At 73.3% G+C, this 14,996-nt stretch carries 13 protein-coding genes; 2 read left to right on the top strand and 11 right to left on the bottom strand.

What is annotated here, in order from left to right:
• Positions 1 to 123 precede the first annotated feature (123 nt).
• From BKA18_RS26855 to miaA, 5 genes are all read right to left on the bottom strand, one after another.
• A complete protein-coding gene (locus BKA18_RS26855; protein ID WP_366046831.1) occupies positions 124 to 1,830 on the bottom strand; it encodes a M1 family metallopeptidase in 1,707 nt (568 codons plus the stop codon).
• A 145-nt stretch (positions 1,831 to 1,975) separates the two neighbouring features.
• Complete coding sequence (locus tag BKA18_RS26850; RefSeq protein WP_366046830.1) at positions 1,976 to 4,168, bottom strand: RelA/SpoT family protein; 2,193 nt, start codon at positions 4,166 to 4,168, stop codon at positions 1,976 to 1,978.
• 195 nt (positions 4,169 to 4,363) lie between these two features.
• On the bottom strand, positions 4,364 to 5,239 hold the full coding sequence (dapF, locus tag BKA18_RS26845) for a diaminopimelate epimerase (RefSeq protein ID WP_366046828.1): 876 nt from the start codon (positions 5,237 to 5,239) through the stop codon (positions 4,364 to 4,366).
• A gap of 288 nt (positions 5,240 to 5,527) precedes the next feature.
• On the bottom strand, positions 5,528 to 6,055 hold the full coding sequence (locus BKA18_RS26840; RefSeq protein ID WP_366046921.1) for a hypothetical protein: 528 nt from the start codon (positions 6,053 to 6,055) through the stop codon (positions 5,528 to 5,530).
• Between the two features lie 108 nt (positions 6,056 to 6,163).
• A complete protein-coding gene (gene miaA / locus BKA18_RS26835; protein ID WP_366046826.1) occupies positions 6,164 to 7,102 on the bottom strand; it encodes a tRNA (adenosine(37)-N6)-dimethylallyltransferase MiaA in 939 nt (312 codons plus the stop codon).
• A gap of 185 nt (positions 7,103 to 7,287) precedes the next feature.
• On the opposite strand from miaA, the gene BKA18_RS26830 reads away from it, so the two are divergent.
• A complete protein-coding gene (locus BKA18_RS26830) occupies positions 7,288 to 7,701 on the top strand; it encodes a hypothetical protein (RefSeq protein ID WP_366046825.1) in 414 nt (137 codons plus the stop codon).
• Positions 7,702 to 7,805: 104 nt separating this feature from the next.
• Here BKA18_RS26830 and BKA18_RS26825 read toward each other — a convergent pair whose 3' ends face one another.
• From BKA18_RS26825 to BKA18_RS26815, 3 genes are all read right to left on the bottom strand, one after another.
• Positions 7,806 to 8,516, bottom strand: coding sequence for a class III extradiol dioxygenase subunit B-like domain-containing protein (locus tag BKA18_RS26825; RefSeq protein ID WP_366046824.1), 711 nt, complete (start codon positions 8,514 to 8,516; stop codon positions 7,806 to 7,808).
• A 77-nt stretch (positions 8,517 to 8,593) separates the two neighbouring features.
• Positions 8,594 to 10,108 (bottom strand): tRNA (N6-isopentenyl adenosine(37)-C2)-methylthiotransferase MiaB, encoded by a 1,515-nt coding sequence (miaB, locus tag BKA18_RS26820; RefSeq protein ID WP_366046823.1) that lies wholly within the window; start codon positions 10,106 to 10,108, stop codon positions 8,594 to 8,596.
• 107 nt (positions 10,109 to 10,215) lie between these two features.
• Positions 10,216 to 10,758, bottom strand: a complete 543-nt coding sequence (locus BKA18_RS26815) for a DoxX family protein (RefSeq protein WP_429638776.1) — start codon at positions 10,756 to 10,758, stop codon at positions 10,216 to 10,218.
• 386 nt (positions 10,759 to 11,144) lie between these two features.
• Between BKA18_RS26815 and BKA18_RS26810 the strand changes: the two genes are divergently transcribed.
• Positions 11,145 to 12,140 carry a TAXI family TRAP transporter solute-binding subunit gene (locus BKA18_RS26810; RefSeq protein WP_366046822.1) on the top strand — a complete coding sequence of 332 codons (996 nt, stop codon included), beginning with the start codon at positions 11,145 to 11,147 and terminating at the stop codon, positions 12,138 to 12,140.
• Positions 12,141 to 12,235: 95 nt separating this feature from the next.
• On the opposite strand, the gene BKA18_RS26805 is transcribed toward BKA18_RS26810, so the two are convergent.
• The 3 genes from BKA18_RS26805 to BKA18_RS26795 form a co-directional block, all read right to left on the bottom strand.
• On the bottom strand, positions 12,236 to 12,439 hold the full coding sequence (locus BKA18_RS26805; protein WP_006602702.1) for a cold-shock protein: 204 nt from the start codon (positions 12,437 to 12,439) through the stop codon (positions 12,236 to 12,238).
• Between the two features lie 216 nt (positions 12,440 to 12,655).
• Positions 12,656 to 14,071 carry a sensor histidine kinase gene (locus BKA18_RS26800; protein ID WP_366046821.1) on the bottom strand — a complete coding sequence of 472 codons (1,416 nt, stop codon included), beginning with the start codon at positions 14,069 to 14,071 and terminating at the stop codon, positions 12,656 to 12,658.
• A gap of 16 nt (positions 14,072 to 14,087) precedes the next feature.
• Entirely contained in the window at positions 14,088 to 14,816 is a 729-nt protein-coding gene (locus tag BKA18_RS26795; RefSeq protein ID WP_147244625.1) for a response regulator transcription factor, read from the bottom strand.
• Positions 14,817 to 14,996 lie beyond the last annotated feature (180 nt).

The following is a 14,996-nucleotide window of genomic DNA, read 5'->3' as shown; positions in this document are numbered from 1 at the left end:
CGACCCCATGATGGTCCCACGACCGGAAAGGGCCGTCACGCGGGTTTCCCCGGGGTTCCGGCCCCTCCCCCGGTGCCGGGGCGCCCGGGCAGACCCCTGGGGCACAGGACCCCTGGCGGGCCCCTAGGACGCAGGGACCCGAGCAGTCCCCTGGGGCGCGGGGGTCCCGGCGGCACCGTTCGGGCCGGGAGTCCGGGCGGCAGCCTTGGGCACGGGCGTTCCCGCGGCTCCCTTGTGCGCCGCGGTCCCGCCGGTGCTCTTGGGTGCCGGTGCCTCGGCGGTCCCCTTGGGCACGGGGGTGGTCACCGCGCCCGCGGAGCGCCAGTCCGGGTGCCCCGGCATCGGCGGGGTCCGGTCGCCGTAGAGCCAGTCCTGGAAGAAGTCGGTGAGGGGCGCTCCGGCGACCTCCGAGGCCAGCTGGACGAAGTCAGCGGTGTCGGCCACACCGTCACGGTGCCGGGCCACCCACTCGCGTTCGAGGCGCTCGAAGGCCGCGGGGCCGATCTTCTGGCGCAGGGCGTACAGGACCAGCGCGCTGCCGTCGTAGACGACCGGGCGGAAGATGCTGATCTTCTGTCCCGGGCTGGGGGCCTTGGGCGCGGCGGGCGGCCCGCCCTCGGCGCGCCAGCCGTTGGACTGCTGGTAGGCGCGGTGCATACGCGTCTCCAGCGAGGCCCGCTTGTCGCCCCGCTCCTGGGCGTAGAGGGCCTCGTACCAGGTGGCATGGGCCTCGTTGAGCCAGACGTCGGACCAGCGGCGCGGGCTGACGCTGTCGCCGAACCACTGGTGGGCCAGCTCGTGCACCATCACCGACTCGACGTACCAGGCGGGCAGCTGGTTCGCGCCGAACAGGGGCTTCTCGAAGAGCGAGAGGGTCTGGGTCTCCAGCTCGAAGCCGGTGGTGGCATTGGCGATCAGCACCCCGTACGCCTCGAAGGGGTAGGGGCCGACCTTGCGCTCCATCCAGGCCACGTGGTCCGGGGTCCGGCCCAGCCAGCGCGCGAGGGCGGCACGGTCCGCGGTCGGTACGACGTCGCGGATCGGCAGGCCGTGGGGCCCGTGGTGCAGCAGCACGCTGGTCTTCCCGATGGAGACCTGGGCGAGTTCGGTCGCCATGGGGTGGGCGGTGCGGTAGGTCCAGGTGCGGCGGGCCGCGCGGGTGGCGGTGCCCTGGGGCAGCCCGTTGGCGACGGCGGTCAGCTGCTGGGGCGCGGTGATGCGGAAGGTGAAGAGCGCCTTGTCGGAGGGGTGGTCGTTGCAGGGGAAGACGCGGTGCGCGGCATCGGCCTGGTTGGCCATCGCCAGCCCGTCGGCGGTGCGGATCCAGCCGCCGTCGGCCGTGCCGCGCGGGTCGGTGGTGTGCTGGACGGAGATCTTCACCTCCTGTCCCCGGGAGACGTGGAAGGCCGGGGTGACTACGAGGTCCTCGCCGTTCTGCTCGTGCCGGGCGGGCAGGCCGCCGATCGTCACGGAGCGTACGGTGCCGCGGGCGAAGTCGAGGTTGAGGTGGTCGAGCTCGGTGGTGGCCTCGGCGGTGATCTCGGTGGTGACGTTCATCGGCCGGTCGTTGTGGCCGGAGTAGTCCAGGGAGACGTCGTAGGACGTGACGTCGTAGCCGGTGTTGCCGAGGGTGGGGAAGAGGCGGTCACCGAGGCCTTGCGCCCCTACGGACGCCGGTGGTGCGGTCAGGCCGAGGCAGGCGGCGGCCAGCCCGAGGACGGCGGCCCGGCGCACAGCTGACCGGAGCCGGCCGCGCAGGGTACGGGGCAGAGCGCGGGCGGGGACGGCGCGAGCGGGGTCGCGGGACGGGCGACGCAGGGGAAGGGACATGCACTACGGCTACCAACGCGGCCCCCTCCGGCGCGGGTGAGGCGGCAAACGGCACCCGAACGGGCGGCGGATCGGGCGCCCGTCTTACGCCGCCAGGCGGAGACGCTTCCGACGGACCGTCACCTTTCCGGCCCCCCGGGGAAGTTCAGGGGCCCAGCACTGCGGCCTGCCGGGCGCGGCCGGCCCGCAACACGTCGAAGACGCCCGGCACTTGGCGCATGGCGCGCATCAGGGACGGCAGTCCGGCGGCGTTCGGCAGATGCAGGGTGTAGGTGTGGCGGACCCGCTGTTCGTGCGGGGGTTCGACGGCGGCCGACACCACGGCGGCACCCTGGGAGGCGATGGCTTCGGTGAGGTCGGCGAGGAGGTGCGGCCGGCTGAAGGCCTCGGCCAGGAGGGTGACCCGGCAGCCTTGGCCGCCGTGGCCGGCGCCGCGCCAGCGCACCCCGACCGGCTGCCGGCCGGTGGCGGCCATCCGCGCCACGACGGGGCACAGGGCGCGGTGCACGGTGACCGTGCCGCCGCGTACGGCGAATCCGGTGACGGTGTCCGGCGGCACGGGGGTGCAGCAGCCGGCCAGCCGGACCGCCGCACCCGGCAGATCCGCCACCGCGAGCAGCGAGGCGGGGACCGGGCCGGCGCCGGAGCGGACCTGGCCTGCGCCGCGGCGGTCGGCGGGGGGCACCGCGGCGCCCGTCTCGCCGGGCCCCGCCGGGCGGGCGCCGGGCTCCTGCCGCCCGGCCAGCCAGCGGGCGATGGCGAGCCGGGCGGCGGGCGTGCGGGCGTGTTCGAGCCACTCGGGCAGCGGGCCGGCCGCGGAGTCCGGGGCCATCAGCAGCTGCAGGCTGTCGCCGTCGTGCAGGACGGTGGAGAGGGTGGCGAGCCGGCCGTTGACCCGGGCGCCGATACAGCAGTGGGCCGCCTCGCCGTGCCGCTCGTATGCGGCATCCACGCAACTGGCCCCGGCGGGCAGGCCGATGGTGCCGCCCGAGGGGCCGGACGAGCCGTCCGACGGGGCGTCGGCGCAGAAGACCGTGATCTCCCGGTCCTGGGCGAGATCGTCGCGCAGCGAGGTCCAGAAGGTGTCCGGGTCGGGGGTGGTGCGCTGCCACTCCAGCAGCCGGGAGAGCCATCCGGGGCGGGTCGGGTCGGCCCGCTCGCCCTCGGGGGCGTCCGCGCCGTCGGTGGGTGCGTACGGATTGCCCAGCGCGATCACCCCGGCCTCGGCGACCCGGTGCATCTGGTGCGTACGGATCAGGGTCTCGGCGATCTCCCCCGACGGGCCGGTGACCGCGGTGTGCAGCGACTGGTAGAGGTTGAACTTGGGGGCCGCGATGAAGTCCTTGAACTCGGAGACGACCGGGGTGAAGCAGGTGTGCAGCTCGCCGAGGACGGCATAGCAGTCGGCGTCCTCGGCCACCAGTACCAGCAGCCGCCCCAGGTCCGCGCCGGTCAGCTCGCGGCGCGCGAGGCGTACGCGGTGCACGGAGACGAAGTGCCGTGGGCGGACGTGGACTTCGGCGTCGATGCCGGCCTCGTCCAGGACCGTGCGCATCCGCGCGGCGAGGACGGCGAGCGGATCGGGCCGCCTGGCGTACTCCCCGACCAGGGCCCGGGTGGTGGCGTACTCCTCGGGGTGCAGGATCGCGAAGACCAGGTCCTCCAGCTCGGCCTTCAGCGCCTGGACACCGAGGCGTTCGGCGAGCGGGATCAGCACATCGCGGGTCACCTTGGCGATCCGGGCCTGCTTCTCGGGGCGCATCACGCCGAGGGTGCGCATGTTGTGCAGCCGGTCGGCGAGTTTGATGGACATCACCCGGACGTCGTTGCCCGTCGCCACCAGCATCTTGCGGAAGGTCTCCGGCTCCGCGGCGGCGCCGTAGTCGACCTTCTCCAGTTTGGTGACGCCGTCGACGAGATAACAGACCTCCGCCCCGAACAGTTCGCGTACCTGATCCAGCGTCACTTCCGTGTCCTCGACGGTGTCGTGGAGCAGAGAGGCGGTCAAGGTCGTGGTCTCCGCGCCCAGTTCGGCGAGGATGAGGGTCACCGCGAGCGGGTGGGTGATGTACGGCTCGCCGCTCTTGCGCACCTGCCCGCGGTGCGAGGACTCGGCGAGCAGATAGGCCTGGGCGAGGGTATCCAGATCGGCGTCCGGGTGGTGGTGGCGGTGCACCTTGGCGACGTGCTTCATCGCGTGCGGGAGGCCGTCGCGCGGGGCCGGGCCGAGCAGCGCGGCGCGGCCGATACGGCGCAGCCCTCGGAGTTCCAGTCGGCGGCGGCCGCGCTTGCGGGCCGCCGCTCCATGGTTACCAGGGTCAGTGGCCTCTGCGCTCATGGGCACCTCCGGCAGCGTCGACCGGCGGTGGGATGCGTCGGTTCCGACGTCCGGGCCGGTGCTTGATGCTATCGAGCCCATCACGCAGCGCTGTTCGCCTCTTGCTCAGAGTGATACGGATCACCCGTTCGAGCGAATCTTTTGGCCGGAACCGCTCCTCGTGCGAGCGCGGAACCCGGGACGCCGTGGGGTGCGTCAGGCGAGCGCGCCGGCCAGCCAGGCGGCCTCGAAGGTGCCCTCGGCGACGATCTCGGCGGGCCCGGTCATCTCCACCGTGCCATCGGGCAGCTCGGTGATCGTCAGGCTGCCGCCGAGCACATCGACGGTGTAGGTGACGGGGACTCCGGTGGCGGCCGGGTCCAGTCCGTCCCTGCGGGCGGCCGCGACGGCGACCGCGCAGGCGCCGGTGCCGCAGGACCGGGTCTCCCCCGAGCCGCGCTCGTGGACCCGCATCGCCACATGGTGCGGACCGCGGTCGACGACGAACTCGATGTTGACGCCGTCGGGATAAACCGCCGCTGGGCTGAACGGCGGTACGTCCCGCAGGTCGCCGGCGTGGGCCAGATCCGCCACGAAGGCGACGGCGTGCGGATTGCCCATGTTCACGTTGCGGGCCGGCCAGCTGCGGCCGTCGAGCGTGACGACGACGCTCTCCTCGGGGAGCTCGGCGCGGCCCATGGAGACCGTCACATCGCCGCTCTTGGCGAGGTGGACACGGCGGATGCCGGCGCGGGTGGCGATGGCGAGGTCGCCGGCCTCGACCAGGCCGGCGTGCAGCAGATAGCGCGCGAAGACGCGGACGCCGTTGCCGCACATCTCGGCGATCGAGCCGTCGCCGTTGCGGTAGTCCATGAACCACTCGGCCTCGCCGGCCTGGTCACGCGCCTCCGGGTGCGCGGCGGACCGGACGACGCGCAGCACACCGTCGCCACCGAGGCCGGCCCGCCGGTCACAGATCCTGGCGACGGCGGCCGCGGACAGGTCGAGAAGCCCGTCCGGGTCGGGGACGATCACGAAGTCGTTCTCGGTGCCGTGGCCCTTGAGGAAGGCGAGGCGCTGCGTACTGGTCACCTTGGCATCGTACGGGGAGGGCGGGGGGTGCAGGGGTTGTGGGGGGCGAGGTGGGTGCGCGCTTTGGCTGGGGGCGAGCCCGTGCGGGGCGTAGGGGTGGCGGCGGGAGGCGGCACGTGTGCGGGCCGAACCTGCCCTCTACACCCGCCCACCCCCCGAAGGGGGGTGGGCGGCAGGGAAAAAACCAACCGGGGAAACGACTAGCCGGGGAAACGACCAGCCAGGGAAACAACTAGCCGGGCAACCAACCATCCCGATCACCCACCGGCGAAGATCCCCACTGCCAGCTCACCGCAGCCGCGCCACGCGCCAGATCGCCAGTGCCGCCGGGACGGCGACCACGAGGGCGTAGATCAGCACCACGCGCCAGCCGGCGCGGCCGCCGGAGCCGGGCACCGGGAGGCCGGGCCAGGCGTAGTGGACGCGGCGGGCGGCCATCATGCCCCAGCCGGCGGCGCAGCAGCACAGCAGCAGGCCGAGCATCGCGATCACCGCACCGCCGTCGCCGCCGAACTCGAAGGCGAGCGGGAAGGCGAACATCAGCGAGCCGAGAGCGGCGAGGCCGACGACCGGCGCCAGCTGCCACAGCCGCAGCCGGCGCGGCGGGCGCAGTTCCCGGAAGGACTCACCGCCCTCGCCGGGCCCTTCGGCACCGGCGTCGAAGCCCTCGGGGTCGTCCAGGGTCCCGGGGTCGGCGAGCGGGTCGCCGGCGGCACCGGACAGCCCGTCACGGGTGTCCGGACCGTCATCGGTCAGCGGCGCCGTCTCCGCACCGCTGTCCGGTTGCTGCGCTCTGTTGCGAGGGCCGGCCTCCATTGCCACGCGCCCTCCCCACTGCAGACTGCACGCCTCGATCGAAGGTCGATGATGACACGCCCTCAAGAGCCCGGATGACGGCCGGAGCGTCCCGATGCCATGACGTGATCAGGCTGTGACCGGTCGTTCGAGCAACGTCAGGGCCCGCTCCGGAAGTTCCGCCCGGCGGTCGGCGGCCCCGCTGAGCCAGTGGACCCGGGGGTCCCGGCGGAACCACGAGTCCTGGCGTCGCGCGAAGCGTTTGGTGGCGCGCACCGTCTCATCACGCGCCTCCTGCTCGGTGCATCCCCCCGCGAGCTGGGCGAGCACCTGCTGATAGCCCAGCGCACGGGACGCCGTACGGCCCTCGCGCAGCCCCTCGCCCTCCAGCCGGCGCACCTCGTCGACCAGGCCCGCCTCCCACATACGGTCGACCCGCCGCGCGATCCGCTCGTCGAGCTCGGGACGCTCGACGTCCACGCCGATCTGCAGGGTGTCGTAGACCGCCTCATGACCGGGCAGGTTGGCGGTGAACGGGCGGCCGGTGATCTCGATGACCTCCAGGGCGCGCACGATGCGGCGGCCGTTGCCGGCCAGGATCGCCTGAGCGGCCCGGGGGTCGGCGGCGGCCAGCCGGGCGTGCAGGGCGCCGCTGCCGTGTTCGGCCAGTTCGGCCTCCAGGCGGGCGCGTACCTCCGGGTCGGTGCCGGGGAAGTCGAGGGCGTCGATGGCGCCGCGTACGTACAGGCCGGAGCCGCCGACCAGGACCGGGGTGCGGCCCTCGGCGAGCAGCCGGTCGATCTCGGCACGGGCCAGCTGCTGGTACTCGGCGACGCTGGCGGCGCGGGTCACGTCCCAGATGTCCAGGAGACGGTGCGGGACGCCCTGCCGCTCCTCCAGGGTGAGCTTGGCGGTGCCGATGTCCATGCCGCGGTAGAGCTGCATGGAGTCGGCATTGATGACCTCGCCGCCCAGGTGTTGGGCGAGCGCGACGCCCAGATCGGACTTTCCGGCCGCGGTGGGGCCGACGACGGCGATGACCCGCGGAGCGGGAACGGCGGTGTTCACCCCGTCAGTCTCGCAAACATCACGCCCCCCTCTCGAACGAGCGACGTGACGGGCAACCAATGGGTTCGTTGCCTGTTGCGAGGTCCCGGGAGCCGGTGCAGCACCGGCGCCCGCGGGCGGCGCAACGGTCCGCCCCGGGCGGCACGGGACGTCGCCACATGAAGAGCGTAGGAGCAGTTATGGGCGTGTTTTCGCGGTTTCGCCGCCGTAAGTCCGACGTGTTGACGGAGGAGAGTGCCGCTACGGCCGTGCCGGCCGCGGCGAAGGAGCCGGCGGAGTCGGCCGCTTCGGCGGACGCCGAGGACGCTCAGGACACCACGGAATGCCAGGACACCACGGAGTCCCAGGTCCCGTCGGAGTCCCAGGACGCCACGGAGTCCGGGGACACCGCGCACACCGGCGACGACGCCGAGCCCACGGCCGAGGTCACGGCGGACGACGGGACCGTGGCGGCTCCGGAGACATCCGGTGACCCGGCGGGCGAGCCGGCGGCCGCCGACGGGCCGCGCGGGGAGAAGGCCGAGGGCGCCGGCATTCCCCGGCAGAAATCGGCACCGGCCGCGGCGGACCGCGAGTCCGGTGAGAGCGCGCGGCACTGACCGAAGGCCCGCGCGGACCCCATCCGCCGGACCGGCAGCACACGGCACGACGGCCGCGCGGCGGGATCGCCTCGCGGCCGTCGCCGTACGCTCCCGGTGCCGCGCTACGACCAGGTCGCCACGAAGTAGCCCACGCCGTACGGAGCCTCCTCGCGCAGCAACCGGCCGCGCAGGTCCGCGTCCTCGGCCGCGCCCGCCGCGACCTGCCAGCAGGCCCGTCCCGAAACCTGGAGGCCGGTGGCCTGCTCCTCGTCGAGGACGGTCAGCGCGGCGAGGTCCGCGGCGCCCAGGGCGTGGGCCACCGTCGCGTCGAAAGGCTCGGCCCGCTCGTCGAAGTAGCCGGGTGCCTTCACCGTCCGGCAGGCGCTGCCGTCGCCCATCACCAGCAGCGCCACCCGGGGCGCGGCGGCGGCGATCTCCCGACCGGTCGCCACACACCGTTCGCGCGGCAGCGGCTGCGCCACTCCCAGCGCCTCCACCGGGGCGTCGTCCCAGTCCGTACGGGACAACAGCCAGGCGCCGACGGAGAGCGACGGCGACAGGCCCCGTCCGGGCACGGTTTCGGCGGCGCCCAGCGGCACGTCGAGGTCGACCCCGAAGCCGCGGAACGAGCCGAGGGCGCCCTGCCGGTGCGGGCCCTGGCCGGCCTCGTCGGCGGGGCCGAGGACGACCAGCCGGTCGGGGCGGGCCGCGGCGAGCACGCCGACCGCATCCACGCAGGCGGCGCGCAGCGCGTCCAGCTCGGGTGCGGCGCCGGCGGCCACCTCCGGGACGAGCAGCGGCGGACAGGGGCAGAAGGCGGCGGCTACGAGCATGCACGCAGCGTAACGCCCCGGGTGCGGACGCGGTTTCGGTGCCCTCCCGCCGTGGCTCGCCCCCGGTGTGCGACCGGTCAGTCGCAGCCGCAGCCGGCCGCGGGCGCCGGGGCCGCCGCCGGGGCGCCGATGGTGGGCAGGCCCAGCAGCACGCCCTGGGGCTTCTCCGCCGGGGCGGCGGTGCGCTTCTCCCAGGCGTCACCGGCGCGGGTACGGCGCACCGCCTTGGCCGGTCCCTCCGCCAGGAGGTGGTGCGGAGCGGCGTAGGTCACCTCGACCGTCACCATGTCGCCGGGCCGGACCGGCTCCTGGGGACGGGTGAAGTGCACGAGGCGGTTGTCGGCGGCCCGGCCGGACAGCCGATGGGTCGCGTCGTCCTTGCGGCCCTCCCCCTCGGCGACCAGCACCTCCAGCGTGCGGCCGACCTGCTTCTTGTTCTCCGCCCAGGAGATCTCCTCCTGGAGGGCGACCAGGCGCTCGTAACGCTCCTGGACGACGGCCTTGGGGATCTGGCCCTCCATGTCGGCCGCGGGGGTGCCGGGGCGCTTGGAGTACTGGAAGGTGAAGGCCTGGGCGAAGCGGGACTCGCGGACCGTGTGGAGGGTCTGCGCGAAGTCCTCCTCGGTCTCGCCCGGGAAGCCGACGATGATGTCGGTGGAGATCGCGGCGTCCGGCATCGCGGCGCGCACCTTCTCGATGATGCCGAGGAAGCGCTCCTGGCGGTACGAGCGGCGCATCGCCTTCAGGACACGGTCGGAGCCGGACTGCAGCGGCATGTGGAGCTGCGGCATGACGTTCGGCGTCTCGGCCATGGCGGCGATGACGTCGTCGGTGAAGTCACGGGGGTGCGGGGAGGTGAAGCGGACCCGCTCCAGGCCCTCGATCGTCCCGCAGGCACGCAGCAGCTTGCTGAAGGCCTCGCGGTCGCCGATGTCGGAACCGTAGGCATTGACGTTCTGGCCGAGCAGGGTGATCTCGCTGACGCCCTCGGCGACCAGTGCCTCGACCTCGGCGAGGATGTCGCCGGGCCGGCGGTCCTTCTCCTTGCCGCGCAGCGCGGGCACGATGCAGAAGGTGCAGGTGTTGTTGCAGCCCACGGAGATGGACACCCATGCGGCATAGGCGCTCTCCCGCCGGGTGGGCAGCGTCGAGGGGAACGCCTCCAGCGACTCGGCGATCTCGACCTGCGCCTCCTCCTGGACGCGGGCGCGCTCCAGCAGGACCGGCAGCTTGCCGATGTTGTGCGTCCCGAAGACCACGTCGACCCAGGGGGCCTTCTTGACGATGGTGTCCCGGTCCTTCTGCGCGAGGCAGCCGCCCACGGCGATCTGCATACCGGGCCGCGCGGCCTTCTTCGGGGCGAGCTGACCGAGGTTGCCGTAGAGCCGGTTGTCGGCGTTCTCCCGCACCGCGCAGGTGTTGAAGACCACCACGTCGGCGCCCTCGCCGTCCTTGGGAGCGGGCACGTATCCGGCCTCCTCCAGCAGGCCGGACAGCCGCTCGGAGTCGTGGACGTTCATCTGGCACCCGTAGGTGCGGATCTCGTAGCTTCTGTTGACGCCCACTGCCTGGCTCCGGTCGCTGCTGGTCATGCGTCAAGGGTAGGCGGTGCCCGGCATTGCTCCGGACGCCGGAGGGCCCCCGCGGGGAGCACGGGGCACGTACCGGCGGGCAGCCGCCGGCCGGGGCCGCGGGCGCCTCACAGGGCCAGCACGATGGCGGCGCCGATGCCGCCCGCCCCCAGGGCGAAGGCCGCGCAGCCCAGCCCGCCGCTCCCCCAGCGGAAGGGGCGGTCGAGCGCGAAGCGGCCGGGTCCGGTCGCCGCGACGGTCAGCGCGACGATGGCGATGGTCACGGGGTACTCGATGCCGCCGCTGAGCGCCCAGAGCCCCTGAGGAGCGCCGATGACCATGGCGTTGATCATCACTCCGATCAGTGCGGCGGCCGCCAGGGGCGTGAGCAGTCCGGCCGCGAGACCGAGGCCGCCGGCGAACTCCGAGACGCCGGCGAGGCCGGCGTAGAAGTCGCCCGGGTGGTAGCCGAGTGCCGCGAATCCCTTGCCGGTGCCGGCGATACCTTGGCCGCCGAAAAGGCCGAAGAGCTTCTGGGCGCCGTGCCCGGCCATGATCATCCCCACCGTGAGGCGGAGAGCGAGCAGGCCGAGGTCGGCGCCGAGCGGAGGCGGACGGTGGATGTCGGGCCGGGCCCGGATGTCCGGCCGCATCTCGGTGAGCGGTTTCATGAGGGTGTCGCTTCCCGCACCGGCGCGCCATGGGGCCGCGGTGTCGGACACCGGCGCCGGTGCGCTCATGGTGGGGAATGTCAGGGACTGCGCGCCGCGTGGCGCGCGGTGGGGGACGTGCCGGGTCCCCGCTGCGTGCAACTGCGGATCCGCAGAACCGCAGAAAGGCGGCACCCGGCGGGAAGGGGAAAGCGGACCGCCCCTCCACAGCTCTCTGGCTCTACAGCCGATCCTTCTACGCGTGCGGACTTCCGCAAGTGGGGAGAGAATACGGCCCCGGCTGCCGGGAGGCGCCCGCCGCCGGGAGGCCGGCCCGCACACCGATGGCTTCCGTGGACCCACCCCACCCCTCCCTTTCCCGCCGGAGTGCTGGCAGGATCCCGCCCATGGTCCCCGCTCTCCCCCGCCTCGGCCGCCGCTCCCTCCGGGCGGCGCTCGCGGCACCGGTCGCCCTCGGGCTGCTGCTGTGGTGGCTGCTGTCGATGGGCGGTGACCCTTCCCCCGGGGGGCGGGTGACGCTGGCGACGGGCGTGCCGACGGGCGTGTACGCGCGCTACGGCGAGCTGCTGAAGCAGGATCTGGCCCATGACCTGCCGGAGGTGGATCTGCGGCTGACCCGCAGCGAGGGCTCGATCGACAATCTGCGGCAGCTGGTCGCCGGGCGGGCCGGATTCACCATCGCGACGGCGGACGCGGTCGCCGCGTACAAGGTCAGGGGTGAGCCGGGCGCGGACCGGCTGCGGGCCTGTGCGCGGCTGTACGACGACTACATGCAGCTGGTGGTGCCGAGGAAGTCGGCGGTGCGCTCGACGAAGGACCTGCGGCGGCTGCGGGTGGGGGTCGGGGCCGACAGCTCCGGCGTACAGCTGATCACCCGGCGGCTGCTGGAGGCGGCCGGTCTGGACTTCGACACGGACATCGAGCCGGTGCGGGTCGGTATCGACCGGATGCCCAAGCTGCTTCAGGAGGGCAAGCTGGATGCCTTCTTCTGGTCCGGCGGGCTGCCGACGACGGCGGTGCAGCATCTGGCACAGCACTTCCCGGTGCGGCTGGTCCAGCTCGGCGATCTGAGCGAGGCGCTGCACCGGCAGGGCGAGCGCACCCGCTACTACCGTGCCGCGGTGATGCCCGCCGACGCCTACCCGATGGCCCAGAGCGGCGAGGCGGTGAAGACGATCGCGGTGGCGAACCTGCTGGTGACCACGGACCGCGAGGACGCCGCGCTGACCGAGGGGATCACCCGCACCGTCATCGACAGCCGGGACTGGATCGGCCGCCAGGTGCATGCCGCACAGAAGGTGGATCTGCGGACGGCGGTCTTCACCGATCCGCTGGAGCTGCACGAGGGCGCCCGGCGCTATTACGTGTCCCAGAAGCCCTGAGGCGGCGGGGAGGCCGCAGTCCTCGCCGCCGTACACGCGCCGGGGCCCGCACCGGTCGGTCCGGTGCGGGCCCCGATCGTGGGACGCGAGGTGCGTCAGGCGGCGACGATGTTCTCCGCCTGCGGGCCCTTCGGGCCCTGGGTCACGTCGAAGGTGACCTTCTGGCCCTCGAGGAGCTCACGGAAGCCCTGCGCGGCGATGTTCGAGTAGTGGGCGAAGACGTCGGGGCCGCCGCCGTCCTGCTCGATGAAGCCGAAGCCCTTTTCCGAGTTGAACCACTTGACGGTGCCGGAAGCCATGTTTTTCTCCGTTCATGGGGCAAACCGGAGACCGCACTGCGCGGCCTCCTTGTCGCCGAGATGATCGCCCCACACCGGAACAGGTCCGGAAAACAAGGAACGCCCGGAGCTATCAGCTTCCGGGCGCGCACAAAGTTCATCATGGGTACCTCAACTGCAACGCGGCCCACGCTAGCACACGTGCGGGGAGCCGCCCCGCGCCGAGCGGGTGCCCGGTCACGGGGCGGTGCGCGGCATCGTGACGGTGACCTTCAGTCCGTGCGGCGGATGCGGGGCATAGGTGATGCTGGCGCCGCCCGCGGCGAGCAGGGCGCGGGTGATCGACAGGCCGAGCCCGGAGCCGGAGACGTTCTGGTGGCGGCCGCTGCGCCAGAAGCGGTCACCGATCCGCTCCAGTTCGTCGTCGGTCAGGCCGGGGCCGCGGTCGGCGACGGTGACCTGGACGCGCTCGCCGTCCGGGGCGACGCCGACGGTGACCGGCCGCCCCTCCGGGGTGAACTTCAGGGCGTTGTCGACGACGGCGTCCAGGGCGCTGGACAGGGCGACCGGGTCGGCCCAGCCGGTGACGGCGCTCGGCCCCTCGTAGGTGAGGCGGACGCCCTTGGCATCGGCCAACGGGCGCCAGGAGTCCACGCGTTCGGCGGCCAGCGCCGCGACATCGGTGAGCTGGAGGTCGGCGTCGGAGTGCTCGGCGAGCGCGAGGCCGAGCAGACCGTCCAGGACGCGGGCCAGCCGCTTGCCCTCCGTACGGACCGAGGCGATCTCCGCGTTGCCGTCGGGGAGTTCGAGGGCCAGCAGCTCGATGCGCAGCAGCAGCGCGGACAGCGGGTTGCGCAGCTGGTGGGAGGCGTCGGCGACGAAGGCGCGCTGCTGCTCCAGGACCTCCTCGACATGGTCGGCCATTTCGTTGAACGAGCGGGCCAGGCGGCGCAGTTCGGGCGGTCCGGCGGTGGCGGCGACGCGGGCGTTCATCCGCCCGGTGGCGATGTCGTGGCTCGCCACGTCCAGGATCCGTACCGGCCGCAGCACCCAGCCGGTGAGGCGGAAGGCCGCGCCGACGGCGACGAGCATGGCCGCGCACTCACCGGCCGCGATCAGCAGCCAGCTGCGCAGGATCCGCGAACGCATCTGCCCGGTGGGCGAGTCGGTGACGACGACGGCGACGACATCGCCGTCGCGGATCACCGGTGAGGCGACCGGAATGCGGCCGGTGTCGTCCCAGGGCCAGATCTGGTGCGGGTCGTGGCTGCGGCGGCCGGCCAGCGCCTCGTTGAAGGCCTGGGCGGCCTCGCCGTCGTGCGGTACCGACAGCCCGGCGGGGGCGGCGGCCATCGTGGTCTGATCGCGGTAGAAGACACCGGCGCGGATGCCGTAGAGGCTGTAATAGCGGGCGAGTTCGGTGCCGAGAGTGGCGAGCCGCTCGTCCTCCTCGGGGGTCTTGTCCCGGGCGTTCGTGGCGGGGCGGGCGGTGACGAACTGGGCGAGGGAGGCGAAGCGGGCGGCGTCGTCTATCCGGTCGACGACCACCCGCTGCTGCTCCACACCGGCGGTGCTGAGACCGAGCGGGAAGCCGAGCGCGAGCAGCACGGCGGCCATCAGGACGATCAGCAGCGGGAGCAGGCGGGTGCGCACGTGACCGCGGCGGCCTTCAGGAGGCCGGCGCGGCGGGCGGCCCGGCGGCCGGGACGACCAGGCGGTAGCCGACGCCGCGCACCGTCTCGATCAGCGCGGGCATCCGCAGCTTGGCGCGCAGCGAGGCGACGTGCACCTCCAGGGTCCGGCCGGTGCCCTCCCAGCTCGTGCGCCACACCTCGCTGATGATCTGCTCCCGGCGGAAGACCACACCGGGGCGCTGCGCCAGGAGGGCCAGCAGATCGAATTCCTTGCGGGTGAGCGGAACCGCGGCGCCGTCCACGGACACCTGGCGGGTGGGGAGTTCGACGGTGACGGCGCCCAGCCGGAGCGCCTCGTCGGCCGCGCCCTCGTCGGCCGGCTGCTCACCGCCGCCGGGCGCGGTGCGCCGGCTCACCGCGTGGATACGGGCCAGCAGCTCACCGGTGTCGTATGGCTTGACGACATAGTCGTCCGCGCCGAGGTTGAGGCCGTGGATACGGGAGCGCACATCGGCCCGTGCGGTGACCATGATGACGGGGGTGGCGCAGATCTTGCGGATCCGGCCGCACACCTCGAAACCGTCCTGGTCGGGCAGCCCGAGGTCGAGCAGCACCACCGCGAACGGCTCGGCGCGGTCGGGCAGCAGGGCCTTGAGCGCCTCCTCGCCGTTGCGTGCGTGCACGACGGCCACGCCGTGCTTGGCGAGCACCGCGGACAGCGCCGCGGCGACATGGTCGTCATCCTCGACGAGCAGCAGTCTCATCGGACCTCCTCCCGGGTGCGTGCGTACAGGCCACAGGGCATCTACGGCGATGGGAGGTGTGCGCGTCAAGAGGCGGCCACCTCCGCGCCGCCATCCGTTACCCAGCCGGTACTCCCGTGGCATATCGTCACGACATCCCTACGCGGCGTCGACTTCACGCACCGTGTCCGCATGAGGCCG

It is taken from the genome of Streptomyces auratus, from assembly GCF_050433025.1.
GTDB lineage: Bacteria > Actinomycetota > Actinomycetes > Streptomycetales > Streptomycetaceae > Streptomyces > Streptomyces sioyaensis.
The sequence above is the reverse complement of the archived record's forward strand: the minus strand, read 5'-3'. Positions and strand labels throughout refer to the sequence as shown.

Bases quoted from the DNA above. Each gene is read 5' to 3' on its own strand.
- BKA18_RS26855 (WP_366046831.1), bottom strand. From the start codon at position 1,830: ATGTCCCTTCCCCTGCGTCGCCCGTCCCGCGACCCCGCTCGCGCCGTC.
- BKA18_RS26850 (WP_366046830.1), bottom strand. From the start codon at position 4,168: ATGAGCGCAGAGGCCACTGACCCTGGTAACCATGGAGCGGCGGCCCGC.
- BKA18_RS26840 (WP_366046921.1), bottom strand. From the start codon at position 6,055: ATGGAGGCCGGCCCTCGCAACAGAGCGCAGCAACCGGACAGCGGTGCG.
- BKA18_RS26825 (WP_366046824.1), bottom strand. From the start codon at position 8,516: ATGCTCGTAGCCGCCGCCTTCTGCCCCTGTCCGCCGCTGCTCGTCCCG.
- miaB (WP_366046823.1), bottom strand. From the start codon at position 10,108: ATGACCAGCAGCGACCGGAGCCAGGCAGTGGGCGTCAACAGAAGCTAC.
- BKA18_RS26815 (WP_429638776.1), bottom strand. From the start codon at position 10,758: ATGAAACCGCTCACCGAGATGCGGCCGGACATCCGGGCCCGGCCCGAC.
- BKA18_RS26810 (WP_366046822.1), top strand. From the start codon at position 11,145: ATGGTCCCCGCTCTCCCCCGCCTCGGCCGCCGCTCCCTCCGGGCGGCG.
- BKA18_RS26805 (WP_006602702.1), bottom strand. From the start codon at position 12,439: ATGGCTTCCGGCACCGTCAAGTGGTTCAACTCGGAAAAGGGCTTCGGC.
- BKA18_RS26795 (WP_147244625.1), bottom strand. From the start codon at position 14,816: ATGAGACTGCTGCTCGTCGAGGATGACGACCATGTCGCCGCGGCGCTG.